We start from the raw sequence: 16852 nt of genomic DNA on the forward strand, positions 1-16852 counted from the left end.
GGATCGTTCGATGACTTTTCGGATCGAGATCACGACGCGCGATGGCGAACGGTTCGGTTTCGGTTGCGACGCCGGGCAGGATTTGCTCGCGGCGGCGGCCGAAGCCGGCATCACGCTGCCGTCGCAATGCCGGCGTGGCAGCTGCGGGGCGTGTCAGGCGACCGTCGTCGAGGGGGCATACGAGATGCAGGCCGACAGCGTCGGCGTGCTGCCGGCCGGTCAGCGCGGCGCGGTCCTGATGTGCCGGACCACGCCGCGCGGCGATCTGCGGGTCGCCGCGCCGTACGACCGGGCCAAGGTGCTGCTGCATCCGGTGCCCGTGCGCACCGCGCGGATCGCGATGCTCGAACCGATCGCAGCCGACACGATACGCGTCGAGTTGCAGGTCGAGCCCGACGACGCATTCGGCTCGGCAGTGGAGTTCGAGCCGGGCCAGTTCGCGGAACTCGAGGTGCCGGGCAGCGGCCTGCGCCGCCCGTATTCGCTCGCGAATACGAGCAACTGGGACGGCCGCCTCGAGTTCCTGATCCGGCTGCGGCCGGGCGGCTGGTTCTCGACCTACCTGCGCGAGCGTGCGCGGCCGGGCGATGCGCTGACCGTGCGTGTTCCGATGGGCGGTTTCGGGCTGTTCGCGGACAGCCTGCGGCCGCGCTGGTTCGTCGCGGGCGGCACGGGGCTCGCGCCGATCCTGTCGATGCTGCGGTGCTTGGCCGAATTTCAGGAGATGGCCGACGCGCGACTGTTCTTCGGCGTCAATGAGGAAAGCGAACTGTTCATGCTCGACGAGCTGGCGCGATTGCAGGCCGACCTGCCGCCATTGCGAGTCGATCTGTGCGTATGGCGCCCGGGCGGGGCGTGGGCCGGGTTTAGCGGCACGCCGGTCGACGCGTTGCGCGCGGCGCTCGCGCAGGCCGATGCGGCGCCGGACATCTATGTGTGCGGGCCGCCGCCGCTCGTGCAGGGTGTGCGGGAGGTGGCGGTCGCGGCGGGCGTGCCGGATGCGCAGTTCGCGAGCGAGCGTTTCACCGTGTGAGGCCTGTGCGATGCCGCGAGGCGAGGGCGGTATCAGGGGGCCCGAGGGAGGCTGCGCTATTCGGCATGCAACGTATCAGCACAGCCCGTCGGTCCGCTTCCCCGAAGCCGTCGCGTGGTCGCCGGAAGCGGGAAGGACGGTGTGCGCGACGCTTGGGGTGTGGGCAAATCCATTCGTCGCGTGCAGCGCGGATCCGTCGGCGATCATGTGAGTGCCGGCAGCGGCAATCGCTTTCCGGCGCCGCGCCCGCGCGCCCTTGGCAACGCCGAGCAGACTCCACACGAGCCAGAGCACCTGGCTGACTGCGGCCGCGAGATTGAAATGAAACAGCAGCGAATACAGCAGGCAGCAGGGGCCGAACAGGTTCAGATAGAAGTACAGGCGGTCGTCGCGTAGCATGCGGCCGAGTTGCAGCCCCGCATAGGCGACTTGATAGCAGATCACACCTACGATGCCAATTGCGTCCGCGGCGTTCATGATGTCGAGTGGTCGGTGGTGGAGGGGGGGCGGCATTGCACAAATTGCCGGCGGGTTGCTACGCGAGAAGCCGGTCTTCGAACGGGTAGGCCGTCAGCACTTCGTGCCCCGTGTCGGTGATCAGTACTTGCTCCTCGAGTTTCACGCCCGGGCCGCCGTCGATCCGTCCGAGATAGCTCTCGACACACAGCACCATGCCGGGTTCGATGACACCGTCATAACCCCACGACTGCCACGATTCAGGGAAGTAGATGTTCGGTGCTTCGTCGCATAACCCGACGCCGTGATACAGGCACGAGTAGTGCCGGAATTCGTTTGGTGCGTAGCGCAGCGCGCGATGGGTCAGGTCGTGATGCGTGAGGCCCGGGCGCAGCAGCGCGATGTTGTGCTGCACCTGCTCGTACGCGAGCCGGTAGATTTCGCGCTGCTCGGCAGTGGGCGTGTTGTCGCCGCAGAGCCAGGTGCGCGACGTGTCGACGCAAAAACCGAAAGTACCGACCAGATCCGTATCGAACGCGACGAGATCGCCGTTTTCGATCGTGCGGCTGCTGCACTCCTGGTACCACGGGTTGCAGCGTGGCCCGGATGCGAGCAATCGTGTCTCGATCCATTCGCCGCCACGTGCGATGTTCTCGGCGTGCAGGTAGCTCCACAGGCGTTGCTCCGTGATCCCCGGCTCAAGATGCCGATGCATGACGGCGATGCCGGCTTCGCATGCGTGAATGGCGCACCGCATCGCGCGGATTTCATCGTCGCACTTGATTCTGCGCGCTTCCTCCATCGGCGCTTCGCCGTTGTAGAGGCTAATGCCGAGCCGTTCGAGCGCGGCGACGCCCTCGGAATCGCAATGATCGATGGCAAGGCGCAGGTTGCCGCCGCCATGCTGCCGAACGACGGCCGCGATTTCGTCGGCCCAGCGCGCGGCCTGCTCGTCCGCGCGATCGCCTGCGCAGAAATGAAACCACGGCACGCATGGCCGGATTTCATCGACTGACCCGGTGTGATGATTCAGGAAGTCGCAGTGGTCGAATTCCCACAGGATCACCGGGCCTTCCGCCGGAACGAACGCATAGCGGCACGCATTGTGCAGCGTCCAGACCTGCATGTTGGTGCTGTCGACGGCATAACGAATATTCACGGGATCGTAGAGAACGATGCCCACGTAGTCGCGGCGAACCAGTTCCTGACGAATGCGCGCCAGCCGATAGCGCCTCATTGCAGCGAGATCCGGCAGTACCAGCCCGACGTCGGCCCATTCGCGGAGCACGTCGTCGCCGGGACCCAGCGCGTGCATGTTCAGCTTGCCTGCCGCGCTTTCGGGCGATGAAGCCTGTCGTGCCGACGGGCCGATTTTGCGCGCCGGCACGGCAGCACCTGCGAGAACGTTCGTTTGTGGCGATCGGGTATTCATGGGTGCGGGATCGGAGTGAGCCATTTGCTGGTGGCTTTTGCAACGCGGTTGGGGACCCGCATCGCTTGCACTGGGCACGGCACTGCGTAGTCGGGATCGCGCCGCGGCCAGCGAAGGCTGCGGCGCGATCGATGCGCGCGTGGATTCGACTCGACGGCGGGCGTCAGCCGGTGGTGCGAACCGCGGCCGTTCCTCGCTGCGGGGCGGAGACTTCGCTCAGCAGCTTGCCTTTGGTTTCAGGTGCCAGCCAGTACGACACGAGGCCGCCGAAAAGGCAGATGCCCGCGGCGATGAGCAACGCAACGTTGACCCCGTACGCGCTGATGACCTGCGGCAGGAGAAACGTGCCCAGCGCGGCACCGACGCGGGAGAAGGCGGTCGCGAACCCGACACCGATCCCGCGGATCTCCGTGGGGAACACCTCGCCGGGATAGACGCCGCACAGCGTGGTGGAAATCGCGTTCACCAGCGAGAAGACGAAGAAGCAGACGAGAATGACGACGGGCGAAACGTGAGAGAACAGCGCAACGCCCACCAGTGCGACAGCGGAGATGAAGAACGGCGGGATGCCGAGCTTGCGCCGGCCGACGCGCTCGACGAACATCACCGTGATGATCGTGCCCAGCACCGCAACCCCGTTCAGGACCAGGCCGCCCGTCAATCCCTCCTTGAGTCCGAGCTTTTCCAGCACGATCGGCGCAAACGAACCGATCGCGAAGTACGGCGTGACGTTGCATACCCAGAAGATCGACACGAACATCGTGGTCTTGATGTAGTCGGCCGAGAACAGGCGACCGAATCCCTGCTTGCCGGTTGCCCGCTGGAGTTGCAGATCGTGCTGCTCGTCCTGCTCCATGTGCTCTTCCGCGAGCGCGCGCGCTTCGGCCGTGCGTCCCTGGCTCATCAGCCAGCGCGGCGATTCGGGCGTGCCGAGGCGCAGCAGGAACACGATGACGGTCGGGACCGTGCTGAGACCGAGGATCACGTGCCAGCCGGCCGTCGACGACACCGTCAAGCCGTAGCCCACCGCATAGGAAATCAGGTATCCGACGTACCACGCGAGCTCGACGATCGACAGCAGCTTGCCGCGCAGGCGTGCCGGCGAGAATTCGGCGAGCAGCGGCCAGCCGATCGAGTAGTCGGCGCCGATCGCGATGCCCATCAGGATGCGCACGATGAAGAGTTGCCATGCATCGGCAACAAAGAACTGCGCGACCGACCCGACCAGGAAGATCGCGAGATCGATCGTGAACATCGGGCGCCGCCCGACCTTGTCGGCCAGCCATCCGCCGAGCGGGCCGCCGATGAAGATGCCGATCAGCGCGGAGGCGCCGATCAGGCCTTCCCAGGCCGGCGACAAGTGCAGGTCGCTGCTGATGGCCGGCATGACGATGCCGATGCAGCCGAGGATGAAACCGTCGATGAACATTCCGCCGGAAATGACGGTCGTGAGTTTCGCGAGGAAGCGCCGGTGCTTGCCGGATTGCGCACGGGTGAACTGGTCGCGCGCGCTCGGCGTAGAAGGTAGGGCTTTTGACACGATGATGTCTCCTTGTGTTTGTGCAGGACGGCAGGTCCAGCCGATTGCGGTTCTGACGACCTGATCTGGATCAACTGGCAAGGAGAGTTTGTGGAAATCGGCCGGGCCGAACAAACGATATTTCGTGCGTCAATTCATCATTTTTTGTAATAGACGCAGCGTGCAACAACATTGTCGGGCGCGGTTCCGGCGTGCGCAAGCCATGGCATCCATCAGACGGAAACGCCATGACGGATGACCGAAAACGTGAAGCGTCGAGCCTATCTGAGCGACAGAAGCCAGTCCCTGAAGCTGCCGACGCTCTTGCGCCGTTCATGGGGGCCGGACGGTTCGAGGATCAGGAACTGGCCGTCCGTTTCCAGCGTTTCCGACACCGGGCGCACGAGCGTGCCGTCCCTCAGGTAGGGGTCGATCAGGTTGCGCCAGCCGAGCGCGACGCCTTGCCCGCTCAGCGCGGCCTGGATCACCATCGCATAGTTGTTGAGATTGATCTTGTTGCGCGGTGCGACGGGCGGGAGTCCGAGGCGACGGAACCAGTCGGGCCAACTGACCCAGTCGCGCTCCGATTCGTCGAGCCACAGCCACGTGCACGAAGCGAGGTCTTCTGCGTGGCGCACCTCCGGGCGACGCGCGAGATAGGCCGGGCTGCAAATCGGGAAGATCTCTTCGCTGCAGATCGGCGTGCTCTTGATCGATTCGGGCGGGCTCTTGCAGTAGTAGACGGCGAGGTCGCACTCCAGCTTCCGGTAGTCCTTCACGTGGTCGTACGCGACGATGCGCAGGTCGATGCCACTGTGCGTCTCGTTGAATTCCGGAATGCGCGGCAGCAGCCATAGCGACGCGAGTGCCGTGCTGGTCGCGACCGTCACCTGCTGGTCGCCGTGCCAGCGCTTGACCAGTTGTGTTGCCTCGGCGAGCGATAGCAAGGACTCCCGACAGGACTGGAAATACTGTTCGCCGGTCGGTGTCAGCCGCACCGAGCGCGTGGTGCGGTCGAGCAGATGGGCGCCGAGCATGTCTTCGAGCAGGCCGATCTGTCGGCTGATCGCGCCCTGGGTGACGTTGAGTTCGTCCGCCGCGCGCGTGAAGCTGCCGAGGCGTGCGGTCGCCTCGAAAGCGATCAGCGCCTTGAACGGGGGCAATGGCTGGATCTTCATTGGGGAACGGGTGTCTCCGTACAGCTTTTTGTAAGCGATTCCCGTTTCGGCGGTGCAACGGGAGACGCGCCCGGCGGGCGTTTCCCGCCGGGCGTCCTGCTTGTCGGGCTCGTGATTGACGATCGAATTCTGCCCGAGCCGCCGTCGCCGTCAAGTCGAGAGCGACACTACCCGAACGTGCCGCTCAGCGTTGCTGCGCGTGGAGGTCGGGCACGTCCCGATCCGCGGCGTCGCACGTCTGTTTCCAGTTTCCCGGGTAGACCACGTAGCCGAACAGCGCGAAGCCCGAGTAGACGAGCGTCGTGTACTTCGGCAGCCACAGCACCTGCCCCGGATTGACCTGGTGCGTGACACCGCCCGTCTCGACCTCCAGGCTACCTTCGAGCGTGAAGATGACCTCTTCGTACAGCGTGGTCCAGCTCACCTTCGCGCCTTCCCAGCGCGCAAAGCCGATGCCGAGGTTCGGCGAGACGTCGTCGGGCAGCGCACGCGCCACGTAGGCGGCGCCGGGCGGGCCGCCCCGCACCACGAAGCCGAGATCGGCGTGGTCGACCAGTCGTGCCTGGGCCGGTGTGTCGGTGCGCGCGTTCATACCTCGCTCCGGCTTTGCCACGCGGCGAGCCTGATGCGCGTCCGCACGCCGAGGCCGAGCAGCGGCTCCGGCGGATTGAGGGACGGCATGCCGGTGACCGCGTGAATGTCGTCGAGCAGCGGCGACGACGCGCCGACCGCGCGGTCGGCCAGCAGCGTGCCGGAGATCGTGCCCCATGCCGCGCCGACGCCGTTGTCGCAGGCGGACGCGAACACGCCGTCCTCGAGTTCGCCGAAGAAGTTGGTGAAGTTGCGCGAAATGGCGTAGACGCCGCCCCAGGTATGGGTGAACGGCACATCGGACAGTTCCGGAAAACGTGCGAGAAATGCCTTGCGATGATCGGCGCGAATCCGGTTACGCGTCGCTTCGTCGACGCTGCGGCCGTACTTCGGCACGTGCCGGTACGTATTGCGGATGATGATGCGTCGGTCCTGTGTCATGCGCACGGTCGTGCCGGCATGGTCGGCCGGCGTCAGTCCCCAGTCGAGCATCCCGCGATAGCGCTTGCTCTGCGCGTCGTCGAGCGGCGCCGTCCAGCTCGCGAACGTCATCACCGGCAACAGGCGATTCTGCAGGTAGCCGAATTCGCGGGTGAAGATGCTGGTCCCGAGGAGCAGGCGGCGCGCGTGGATCTGTCCGTCGGCGCCGTGCAGCACATAGCCGCCGCTGTCGCGTTCGACGCGCAGGATCGGCGATTCTTCGAGCAGTTCGACGTTCCCGGGAAGCGACCGGCCGAGCCCGCGAACCAGCGCGGCCGGCTGCATCAGGTAGCAGCCCGGCGTGTACACCGCGCGGCTGTAGTGCGACGTGCCGAGCACCTTCGCCAGTTCGGCGCCCTCGACCGACCGATATGGTTCCCCGAGGCCGGACATCAGCTTCTCGAAGTGTTCGAGATACCCAAGACCGCGCTCGCCGACCGCGCCCTGGTATTTGCCAGCGTGCGACCACTGGCATGCGATGCCGTGCTCGCCGATCAGCGACTGCAACTGTGCGATCGCCGCGCGGTTCAACCGCAACAGGCGCTGCTTGAATTCTGGGTCCGGATTCTCGAGCGCGAACTTGTGCGGCAGGTCGATGACGAAGCCTGAATTGCGGCCCGACGCACCTTCGCCGACACGCTGTGCATCCACCAGCAGGATGCGGGCATCGGGTTCGTGAAGCGCGAGCTGGCGGGCGGCGGCGAGGCCGGCGAAACCGGCGCCGATTACCGCGTAGTCGGCTACCTGGCGGCCGGAGAGACGGTGCGCAGGCGCGGGGGGAGGCAGCGCGGCATACCAGCCGCAGTTGGGGTCGTCGTGGGGCAGGTTCATGGTATTCGTCGGAATCAAGAGGCGGTTTGTCCGGTAGCGGACTTGCATTCGTCCACCCAGCGGGCCCGTAGCGTTTGTGCGTGCTGACCGATCAATGCGAAGCCGCACAGGCGGCCCGTGCTGTCGACGTGTGCGCAACTGAAGCCGTCCGCGGTCTCGTCGACGCGCCATTCGCCGGCGACGTCAGCCTGCGGCGGCAGGAAGCTCAGCGGTGCGACGGGCGTCTTCACATGGACAGGCATGGGCGGATAGCGGACGTCGGTCGGCTGGCCGGTCAGCGTGCGCGCGAGCGCGCCGACGCCGTGATTGATCGGCGCGAGATAGGGCGCCGGGCGGCCGTTGATCTCGACACAATCGCCGAGCGCGTACACGTCGGGAACGCTGGTGCGCAGTTGCGTATCGGTGCGGATGCCGCGGCCGACTTCGGCGCCGCATGCCGCGGCCAGCGCAACATTCGGCGCGAGACCGACCGCGGAAATCACGACGTCCGCGTCGAGCCGACTGCCGTTCGCGAGCGTGAGCGTCCAGCGGCCGGGCTCGCCGTCGATGGCCGTGACCGCGTTGCGCAGATGCCAGCCGACGCCGAGGGCGGCCAGCGCGCGCTGCAGGTGCAGCCCGGCTTGCTGCGGCAGCAGGCGTTCAAGCGGCCACTGTCCGATGCCGATGACGTTCACGTCGAAGCCGCTGGCGGCCAGGTCGTTTGCGAATTCGCATCCGATCAGCCCGTCGCCGATGATTGCCACGCGCGATGCGGTTGCCAGTCGCTCGCGCAGCACGCGGTAGTCGTCGAGGTTATTGACGCTGAGCAGTGCGTCGGCGCGTCCCGCGACGTCGATGCGAACCGGGCTCGCGCCGAGCGCGAGGACGAGCTTCGCGTACGGCATCGGGCCGAACGCGGTGCGCACGACGTACGACGCCGCATCGATTGCCAGCACGTCGCAATGCGGGTACACGCGGAGCTTCAGGCGTTGTTCGATTTCGAACGGCGACTCGGCGATCAACGCGTCAGCGCTGCGGCCCTGCGACGTCGCGATCGACAGCGCCGGCTTCGAGTAAAGATGGCCCGACTCGCGGGTCAGGATCACGATGTCGGCGTCGGGATCGCGCTGGCGCACGGCTTGCGCAAGGCTGTAGCCCGCGTGACCGGAGCCGACGATGACGATCGGCGCACTCGCGCGCTTCGCGGCGATGGCAGGAGCCGATGCGGGGGCCGACGGCACCGGCGTTGCGGGAACGGCGGGCGCGATCGGTGCCGTCTCGACGCTGATCTCGATCATTTCGAAATCGGACTTGCCGACGCCGCACTCGGGGCATTTCCAGTCATCCGGCACGTCTTCCCAGCGCGTGCCGGGCGCGATCCCGTCCTTCGGCCAGCCTTCGGCCTCGTCGTAGATCAGCCCGCAAATGACACAGAGCCACTTCTTCATCGTCGGTGCCTCTCTCAATCGCGGGCGACGCGGAACGCCACGTTCTTCGTCTGCACGTAGCTGTAGATCGCTTCCTGGCCTTTTTCTCGGCCGAACCCGGACAGGCCGATGCCGCCGAACGGCGTTTCGATGCCGCCGGCATACCACTCGTTGACGAACACCTGCCCGGCCCGCAGGCGCCGCGTGAGGCGCAGCACGCGATTGACGTCGCGCGTGAACACGCCGGCCACGAGGCCGAACGGCGTGCCGTTCGCGATCTCGACGGCTTCGTCTTCCGTGTCGAACGGCATCACGACCAGTACCGGCCCGAACACTTCTTCACACGCGATCTTCATCTGCGGATGCACGTCGGCGAGCACGGTCGGCTGCATGAAGTGCCCGCTCCGGTCATTGATGCGATCGCCGCCGGCGACGGCCCGCGCGCCTTCGTCGATCGCGTCGCGGCACATCGACGCGACACGGTCGAGCTGGTTCGCGCTGATCAGCGGCGTGTGATCGGCATCCTGCTCGCCACGGCCGACGACGAGGCTGCGCGCCAGACGGGCGACAGCGGTAACCACCTCGTCATGGATGCTCCGATGCACGACGAGGCGCGACATCGCCGAACACACCTGGCCTGCGTTGAAGAAGATGCCGCTCTTGACGCTAGCCAGCAGCTGTTCGCGGTCGCAATCCGGAAATACGATGGCCGCTGACTTGCCGCCGAGCTCCATCACGCTGGGCGTTGCCCACTGCGCGGCGGCGGCGAGAATCGCGCGGCCGGTCGGCACCGAGCCGGTGAAGACAATCTGCCTGGTCTTCGGGCTCGACGCGAGATGAGCGCCGACTTCGCTGCCCAGCCCGCACAGCAGTTGTGCCGCGCCGCGCGGGAGGCCCGCGCGCTCGATCGCCTCGAACAGCACACACATGCCCAGCGGCGAGAGTTCCGGCGACTTCACGATCACCGCGTTGCCGGCGGCCAGCGCCGGCGCCAGCGAGCGCGCGCAGATCGACACCGGGAAATTCCACGGCACGATCTGCACCGACACGCCCATCGGTTCGTAGTGCGTGAAGTCGACGTAGTCGTCGCCCAGCGGCACCGAGATGCCTTCGAGCTTGTCGGCGAGGCCTGCGTAGTATTCGAAGTAGCGGGCTGCCTCGACGAACTCGTCACGAGCATCGCTCAGGCGCTTGCCGTTTTCCCGGCACAGAATGCGCGCGCCTTCGTCCGTCACCGAGCGGATTTCGTTGGCGATGCGCAGCAGCCATTTGACGCGTTCGGCGGGGCGCGGGCGAGTCAGTGCGCCGCTGTTGACGCATCGCGTCGCAGCGTCGAGTGCACGTTCGGCGTCGTCGTTCGAAGCCAATGCAACGGTTGCGAATGGTTCGGCGTCGGCTGGATTCGCGACGTCGAGACGGCGCGGGCTGTCGATCCATTCGCCGTCGATGTAGTTCAGCCAATGTCGGTTGAGTGAGTTTTCCATGACCGGCTCCCGTTACGCCTGTCCGTTCTCGAGCACTTTGCCGGCCATCCAGCGATGGAAATAGTGCGTGGGTGCGTCCATTTCGGGCGAGAAGACACCGCCCTTGAACCCCGGCGATTGACGGCCAGCCTGCATGCCTTCCACCGCGCCGATGTCTTCGGAGAACACGACGCGCCATGCGGCCAGCACCGCGTGCCGGCTCGCCGCGTAGCCCGGATCGTGCGCGGCATCGTCGCCGACGAAGAACAGCCGCAGATGCTCGACCGTGCGGTTCGCCGCCATCGGCTGCAGGACCATCGCGAAGGCGTGGTCAGCCTGGATCCCGAGCAGGACGTTCGGGAACAACGAGACGTATTCCGCCGTTCGCATCCGGTCGCGCGGCCACGTCGGGAAGGTCGGCAGCGACGTGCCTTCGACGTCGGCGAGGTTGTACGCGCGGCTGCCCTGGCCCGCGAAGCGCTCGGCGAATGCGATGTTGTAGTGGTCTTCCAGGCGCGAATACGAGTTCAGGGACGGGTGGACCCACGGGAGGTGATAGGCCTCGCAGTAGTTCTCCACCGCCAGCTTCCAGTTGCAGTTGACCTCCAGCGACCACGAGCCGCTGTCGTGCGGTGCGCTGATCAGCGACAGGCCGTCCGTCCCGAGGAATTCCTGCCAGCGATCCGTCAGCGGCTTGATCGCTTCTTCGAAATCGGGCGCCGTGCCCGACAGGTTCACGAACACCATGCCCATCCAGACATGGCTGCGCAGTGCCTTCAGGCCGTGCTTTTCGCACGCGAAGCGCGGGTCCTTGTGCTGGTTGATGCCGCCGACATGCGGCGTGCCCTTGAGCGAGCCGTTGAGATCGTAGGTCCACGAGTGATACTGGCAACGAATCACGCCCTGAATCTCACCGGCTTCGTGCACCAGCTTCATGCCGCGATGGCTGCACACGTTGTGGAAGACCTGGAGCGTGCCTTCGCGATTGCGCATCAGCAGTAGGGGCAGGCCCATGAAGTCGATCGGCCGGACGGACGACGCCTGTTTGATGTCATCGGCAAAGCCAATGCAGACCCAGTCGCGGCTCAGCACCGCATCACGTTCGTATTTGAAGTAGTGTTCGTCGGTGTAGAACTCGTTGCTGAGGCCCGTAGCCTGGTCAATCGGCTTCAGGACGGTTTCGAGCTGCACGAGCGGGAATTGTTTGACTTCGGCGGGGGCGTTCATTGTCTCGTCTCCTTGGCATCTGTTGAGTTTGTTGCCCTGACCTGAGCGGGACAGGATGCGGGCCTCGGGACAAATTATCGAAGTCGGAATCCACCGCAACAAACGATTCTTTGGCGGTGGATTCATCAGCAAATCTCATGAGTGCGACGTCGCTCCGGGACGGGCGGGAGGGCACGACGGGAGGCCGGGGAAACGCTGGAGGGATATCGACGTACTCGGTTTCACGATCGACGTTGGCGAGTTGCCATGCGATGGCGCGGTCGAATTCGAGTGTCTGCGGCTCGATCTCCGATCCGCCGATCGATTGGCGGGCTTGCCGGATTGCCGGCACAAACTTACCCTTGGCCGAAACCGCGGCCCGCGAACAGGATATCGACCATGCACGCCCATCCACTGCGACTGTCCCCCGGCGACGATCTGCGCGCGTCGATCGAGCTTGCATTGCGTCGGCACGCATCGCACGCGGCGTTCGTGATCCAGGGCATCGGCAGCCTGAGCGTCGCGCAGTTGCGCTTTGCCGGCGCCGACCTGCCGACCGAACTGCGCGGCGACCTCGAAATCCTGACGCTGGCCGGCTCGGTATCGCCGGATGGCGCGCACTTGCACATGTCCGTTTCCGATGCGGGCGGCCGCGTGTCGGGCGGCCATGTGGCGAGTGGCTGCGTGGTGCGCACGACCGCCGAGATCCTGCTCGCGCTGCTTCCCGCGCATCGTTTTTCTCGCGAACCCGACGCGGGCACCGGCTTCAACGAGCTGGTGATCCGTCGCGCGCCGGGCGGCGATGCCGCGTGAGTGCCGCATAGCGGCGCCGCATGAAAAAATGGCGCCGCGGGCATTCACCCGGCGGCGCCATTGCGTGGCGCTGCGACGGCAACAACCCGCCGCAGCCCGACAGCGTGCTTACATCTGCACGGTGTCGGCCACTTCCTTGAAGTCTTGGATCTGGTCGAAGTTCATGTACTTGTAGATCTTGTCGCCGTTGGCGCTGAGCACGCCCATGTCGGCCATGTACTCTTCCTTGGTCGGGATCTTGCCCAGACGCGAGCAGATTGCCGCCAGTTCCGCCGAGCCGAGGTACACGTTCGTGTTCTTGCCCAGGCGGTTCGGGAAGTTGCGGGTCGACGTCGACATGACCGTCGCACCTTCGCGCACCTGTGCCTGGTTGCCCATGCACAGCGAGCAGCCCGGCATTTCGGTCCGCGCGCCGGCCGTGCCGAACACGCCGTAGTGACCTTCTTCGGTCAGCTGCTTCTGGTCCATCTTGGTCGGCGGCGCGACCCACAGCTTGACCGGGATGTCGCGCTTGCCTTCCAGCAGCTTCGACGCGGCACGGAAGTGACCGATGTTGGTCATGCACGAGCCGATGAACACTTCGTCGATCGTAGCTCCTGCGACGTCGGACAGCGTCTTCACGTCGTCCGGGTCGTTCGGGCATGCGACGATCGGCTCGTGGATGTCGGCGAGGTCGATCTCGATGACGGCCGCGTAGTCGGCGTCGGCGTCCGGCGACAGCAGTTGCGGGTCGGCCAGCCACTGCTCCATCGCCTCGATACGGCGCTGCAGGCTGCGCGGATCCTGGTAGCCCTGCGCGATCATCCACTTCAGCAGCGTGACGTTGCTGTTGAGGTATTCGATGATCGGTTCCTTGTTCAGGTGGACCGAGCAACCGGCGGCCGAACGCTCGGCGGACGCATCCGACAGTTCGAACGCCTGCTCGACCTTCAGGTCGGGCAGGCCTTCGATCTCGAGAATGCGGCCCGAGAAGATGTTCTTCTTGCCTTGCTTGGCGACCGTCAGCATGCCTTGCTTGATTGCGTACAGCGGAATCGCGTTGACCAGGTCACGCAGCGTGACGCCCGGCTGCATCTTGCCCTTGAAGCGGACCAGCACCGATTCCGGCATGTCCAGCGGCATCGTGCCGGTGGCGGCCGCGAAGGCGACCAGGCCCGAGCCTGCCGGGAAGCTGATGCCGATCGGGAAGCGCGTGTGCGAATCGCCGCCGGTGCCGACGGTGTCGGGCAGCAGCATGCGGTTCAGCCAGGAGTGGATCACGCCGTCGCCCGGGCGCAGCGCGATACCGCCACGCGTGCTGATGAAGTTCGGCAGCGTCTGGTGCGTCTTCACGTCCACCGGCTTCGGATAAGCGGCGGTGTGGCAGAACGACTGCATGACGAGGTCGGCCGAGAAGCCGAGGCAGGCGAGATCCTTCAGTTCGTCGCGGGTCATCGGGCCCGTGGTGTCCTGCGAGCCGACCGAGGTCATCTTCGGTTCGCAGTACGTGCCCGGGCGGACGCCCTGGCCTTCCGGCAAACCGCACGCGCGGCCGACCATCTTCTGCGCGAGCGAGAAGCCCTTGCCGCTGTTGGCCGGCTGGTGCGGCAGGCGGAACAGCGTCGACGGGGCCAGGCCCAGCGATTCGCGTGCCTTCGCGGTCAGGCCGCGGCCGATGATCAGCGGAATGCGGCCGCCGGCGCGCACTTCGTCGAACAGCACGTCGGACTTGACCTGGAACTCGGCGATCACTTCGCCGTTCTTCAGCGCCTTGCCGTCATACGGGCGCAGTTCGACCACGTCGCCCATTTCCATCTGCGACACGTCGAGTTCGATCGGCAGCGCGCCGGCGTCTTCCATCGTGTTGTAGAAGATCGGGGCGATCTTGCTGCCGAGGCACACGCCGCCGAAGCGCTTGTTCGGAACGAACGGGATGTCTTCGCCGGTGAACCACAGCACCGAGTTGGTGGCCGACTTGCGCGAGGAGCCGGTGCCGACCACGTCGCCCACGTACGCGACCAGGTGGCCCTTTTCCTTCAGCGACTCGATGAACTTGACCGGGCCGCGCTTGCCGTCTTCTTCCGGCGTGATGCCCGGGCGTGCGTTCTTCAGCATCGCCAGCGCGTGCATCGGGATGTCCGGGCGGGTGGTGGCGTCCGGGGCCGGCGACAGGTCGTCGGTGTTGGTTTCGCCCGTCACCTTGAAGACGGTGATGGTCAGGCTTTGCGGCACTTCCGGACGGCTGGTGAACCATTCGGCATCGGCCCAGCTCTGCAGCACGGCCTTCGCGTGCGCGTTGCCCTGGTCGGCGAGTTCCTTCACGTCATGGAACTGGTCGAACATCAGCAGGGTTTTCTTCAGCGCGTCGGCGGCCACGGCCGCGACTGCGTCGTCGGACAGCAGTTCGATCAGCGGCTGGATGTTGTAGCCGCCCAGCATCGTGCCGAGCAGCTCGGTGGCGCGCTCGCGCGAGATCAGCGCGCAGGCGGTCTCGCCCTTGGCCACGGCAGCCAGGAAGCCGGCCTTCACGCGGGCGGCTTCGTCGACGCCCGCGGGCACGCGGTGGGTGATCAGGTCGAGCAGCGTCTGCTCTTCGCCGGCGGGCGGGTTCGTCAGCAGTTCCACCAGTTCGGCGGTCTGCTGTGCCGTCAGCGGCAGGGGAGGAATACCGAGCGCGGCGCGGGCGGCCACGTGAGCACGAAAGTTTTCAAGCATGGGGAGACCTGCTGATATTGCGTTTGAGGGGAAGGCCTTTCCGGCACTCCGGGGCTGTTCCAGGCACTGCTTTGAGCGGGATTCTAATCTCAATGCACTGGAACGTCAAATGTCTTATGTCTTATATAAGAGTTGAAACACAAGACATGGGAGATCGGGGGGCATGGGGGCGTCGGCCTTGTCGGGCGTGATTCGGAGGCTTGCCTGAGCGCCTTTGCAGGCAAGGTGGTCCGGGTGGTTCTGGCGGTTGCCGGCGGGGACGGAGGGGATCTGCGGCTAGCTGCCCGACCGCGATTTCGGGGCGTCCGCCGACGTCGGGTCGGCCCTGCCGGGTCTGGCTTTCGTCATGTGGAACAGGAGCGGGGCGTTCCTGGTCGCGACGGGCGCTGGCATGCACCAGCCAACGAAGCCCCTGAATGCGATTCAGATTGCCGACGCGGCACATACCTGCACGGGCGCGCATGAAACGGTGCGCGCGCGGCGCTTTGTGTCACGTGGCTTGATCCACGCCACGATGAAGCAATAGCAGCGCGTGCCTTATCTCCGCTTCGCTCGATACGCGTCGAGATTCTTCCGCGCCTGCGCGCGGATGGCGCGTTGCATGAAAGGCGTCCAGCCGAGCAGGGCTCCCTTCAGCCCGAGTGCCTGGCGCGCCCAGCGCCACAGGTCGAAACTGTCGCGATGCTCGACGATGAGCCCGTCGCGAAACCGGAACCGTGCTTCGATCCGGTTGACCACCATCCGGCCGGTCGCGGTGAACCGGTAGTGCGCGATCCACTCCGCGCGTCCGGCCTGCTCGTCAGCGCCGACCTCGCCGAACGTCAATGAAAATTCCTGCGCACGCGCGACCAGCATGCGCCACATGTCGCGCGCGAGCTCGCCGCGCAGTTCGCCGAATGCGGGATCGCTGAAGACGACGTCGTCGGCATAGCAGGCCAGCATCGCGTCGATGTCGCGCTGCTGGAAGGCGGTGTAAAAGCGCTGGATCAACGCGGTGTTCGGATGGCTCATTCCGCCGGACTCACGTCAGCGGGCCGCCATCGCGACGTCCTGGGTGCGTCGCCCCGTCACCAGGCAGCCCGACATGAATGCCTCGCTCTGGCTGCTGGCGGCCGCTTCGCCGAAGCCGCGGCCGAGCGCGTCGCCCTTCACCTGCGCGGCGCCCTGTTCGCACGCAAGCGGGCTGGCGTCGCGGCCCTGCGCATGCAGGATCGCGCGATCGCCGATGAGATAGGCCAGCAGCGCGAAAACAGCGATATGTACGGCTCGTCTCATGGTTCGTCTCCTCGTTGCCCAAGCGTAACGCGGACACGTACGACGAAGCACTTGGGGCTTCCCCCGGTAAACGTCTGCTGAAATGGTGGCTGGGCAGGGTGATCCCGTCCCGTTTTTCATGTTTCGTGTGCAACAGGAAGGCGGCGGCTTTCAGGCCGGCGGCCAGCGGTTTCAATGCGGCCGGTAGACGAAGCCCGGCGTACAGCGACGCAATCGCGCGACGGATTTCAGCGCGACAGGCGTGTGATTCTCGAGAGTTTGACGAATGTCAGGGTGCGGGCGGGTGGCGACGGTCGCTCGGCCGTTCAAAGCGATAGCATGAATGCATGATTTGACGGAGCGCGATGTGTGACGCGTGCATCGGGTCCGGCAAGCCGGCACGTGTTGAATATCGCTGTCTAAATAGTGAGGAATCCAAATGTTGAACGTCTCTTCTGTGCTGATCAGTCTCGCTCCGATGTGGGCAATTCTGCTG

14 protein-coding genes are annotated in these 16852 nt (G+C 65.7%); 2 read left to right on the plus strand and 12 right to left on the minus strand.

What is annotated here, in order from left to right:
- Positions 1 to 10 precede the first annotated feature (10 nt).
- Positions 11 to 1033, plus strand: coding sequence for a 2Fe-2S iron-sulfur cluster-binding protein (locus CUJ89_RS22045; RefSeq protein WP_114179558.1), 1023 nt, complete (start codon positions 11 to 13; stop codon positions 1031 to 1033).
- A gap of 75 nt (positions 1034 to 1108) precedes the next feature.
- Here CUJ89_RS22045 and CUJ89_RS22050 read toward each other — a convergent pair whose 3' ends face one another.
- The 9 genes from CUJ89_RS22050 to CUJ89_RS22090 form a co-directional block, all read right to left on the minus strand.
- Complete coding sequence (locus tag CUJ89_RS22050; RefSeq protein ID WP_114179559.1) at positions 1109 to 1510, minus strand: CBU_0592 family membrane protein; 402 nt, start codon at positions 1508 to 1510, stop codon at positions 1109 to 1111.
- A 58-nt stretch (positions 1511 to 1568) separates the two neighbouring features.
- The gene (locus CUJ89_RS22055) at positions 1569 to 2804 is read right to left on the minus strand and encodes a M24 family metallopeptidase (RefSeq protein ID WP_236655058.1); all 1236 of its coding nucleotides are present in this window, start codon (positions 2802 to 2804) and stop codon (positions 1569 to 1571) included.
- 280 nt (positions 2805 to 3084) lie between these two features.
- Complete coding sequence (locus tag CUJ89_RS22060) at positions 3085 to 4461, minus strand: MFS transporter (protein WP_236655059.1); 1377 nt, start codon at positions 4459 to 4461, stop codon at positions 3085 to 3087.
- Positions 4462 to 4721: 260 nt separating this feature from the next.
- The gene (locus CUJ89_RS22065; RefSeq protein WP_114179562.1) at positions 4722 to 5618 is read right to left on the minus strand and encodes a LysR substrate-binding domain-containing protein; all 897 of its coding nucleotides are present in this window, start codon (positions 5616 to 5618) and stop codon (positions 4722 to 4724) included.
- A 184-nt stretch (positions 5619 to 5802) separates the two neighbouring features.
- On the minus strand, positions 5803 to 6210 hold the full coding sequence (locus CUJ89_RS22070; RefSeq protein ID WP_114179563.1) for an ethanolamine utilization protein EutQ: 408 nt from the start codon (positions 6208 to 6210) through the stop codon (positions 5803 to 5805).
- On the minus strand, positions 6207 to 7520 hold the full coding sequence (locus CUJ89_RS22075; protein ID WP_201752385.1) for an NAD(P)/FAD-dependent oxidoreductase: 1314 nt from the start codon (positions 7518 to 7520) through the stop codon (positions 6207 to 6209). The genes CUJ89_RS22070 and CUJ89_RS22075 overlap by 4 nt, the downstream gene beginning before the upstream one ends.
- A 14-nt stretch (positions 7521 to 7534) precedes the next feature.
- Complete coding sequence (locus tag CUJ89_RS22080) at positions 7535 to 8947, minus strand: FAD-dependent oxidoreductase (protein WP_114179565.1); 1413 nt, start codon at positions 8945 to 8947, stop codon at positions 7535 to 7537.
- Between the two features lie 14 nt (positions 8948 to 8961).
- The gene (locus CUJ89_RS22085) at positions 8962 to 10410 is read right to left on the minus strand and encodes an aldehyde dehydrogenase family protein (protein ID WP_114179566.1); all 1449 of its coding nucleotides are present in this window, start codon (positions 10408 to 10410) and stop codon (positions 8962 to 8964) included.
- A gap of 12 nt (positions 10411 to 10422) precedes the next feature.
- A complete protein-coding gene (locus tag CUJ89_RS22090) occupies positions 10423 to 11616 on the minus strand; it encodes an aromatic ring-hydroxylating oxygenase subunit alpha (RefSeq protein ID WP_114179567.1) in 1194 nt (397 codons plus the stop codon).
- 378 nt (positions 11617 to 11994) lie between these two features.
- Between CUJ89_RS22090 and CUJ89_RS22095 the strand changes: the two genes are divergently transcribed.
- A complete protein-coding gene (locus tag CUJ89_RS22095; protein WP_114179568.1) occupies positions 11995 to 12408 on the plus strand; it encodes a PPC domain-containing DNA-binding protein in 414 nt (137 codons plus the stop codon).
- A 108-nt stretch (positions 12409 to 12516) separates the two neighbouring features.
- On the opposite strand, the gene acnB is transcribed toward CUJ89_RS22095, so the two are convergent.
- The 3 genes from acnB to CUJ89_RS22115 form a co-directional block, all read right to left on the minus strand.
- A complete protein-coding gene (acnB, locus tag CUJ89_RS22100; protein ID WP_114179569.1) occupies positions 12517 to 15102 on the minus strand; it encodes a bifunctional aconitate hydratase 2/2-methylisocitrate dehydratase in 2586 nt (861 codons plus the stop codon).
- Positions 15103 to 15639: 537 nt separating this feature from the next.
- Entirely contained in the window at positions 15640 to 16113 is a 474-nt protein-coding gene (locus CUJ89_RS22110; protein WP_114179571.1) for a nuclear transport factor 2 family protein, read from the minus strand.
- A gap of 15 nt (positions 16114 to 16128) precedes the next feature.
- Positions 16129 to 16377, minus strand: a complete 249-nt coding sequence (locus CUJ89_RS22115) for an adhesin (RefSeq protein ID WP_114179572.1) — start codon at positions 16375 to 16377, stop codon at positions 16129 to 16131.
- Positions 16378 to 16852: the final 475 nt, after the last annotated feature.

Source organism: Burkholderia pyrrocinia (assembly GCF_003330765.1).
In the GTDB taxonomy this organism is placed as follows: Bacteria; Pseudomonadota; Gammaproteobacteria; order Burkholderiales; family Burkholderiaceae; genus Burkholderia; species Burkholderia pyrrocinia_B.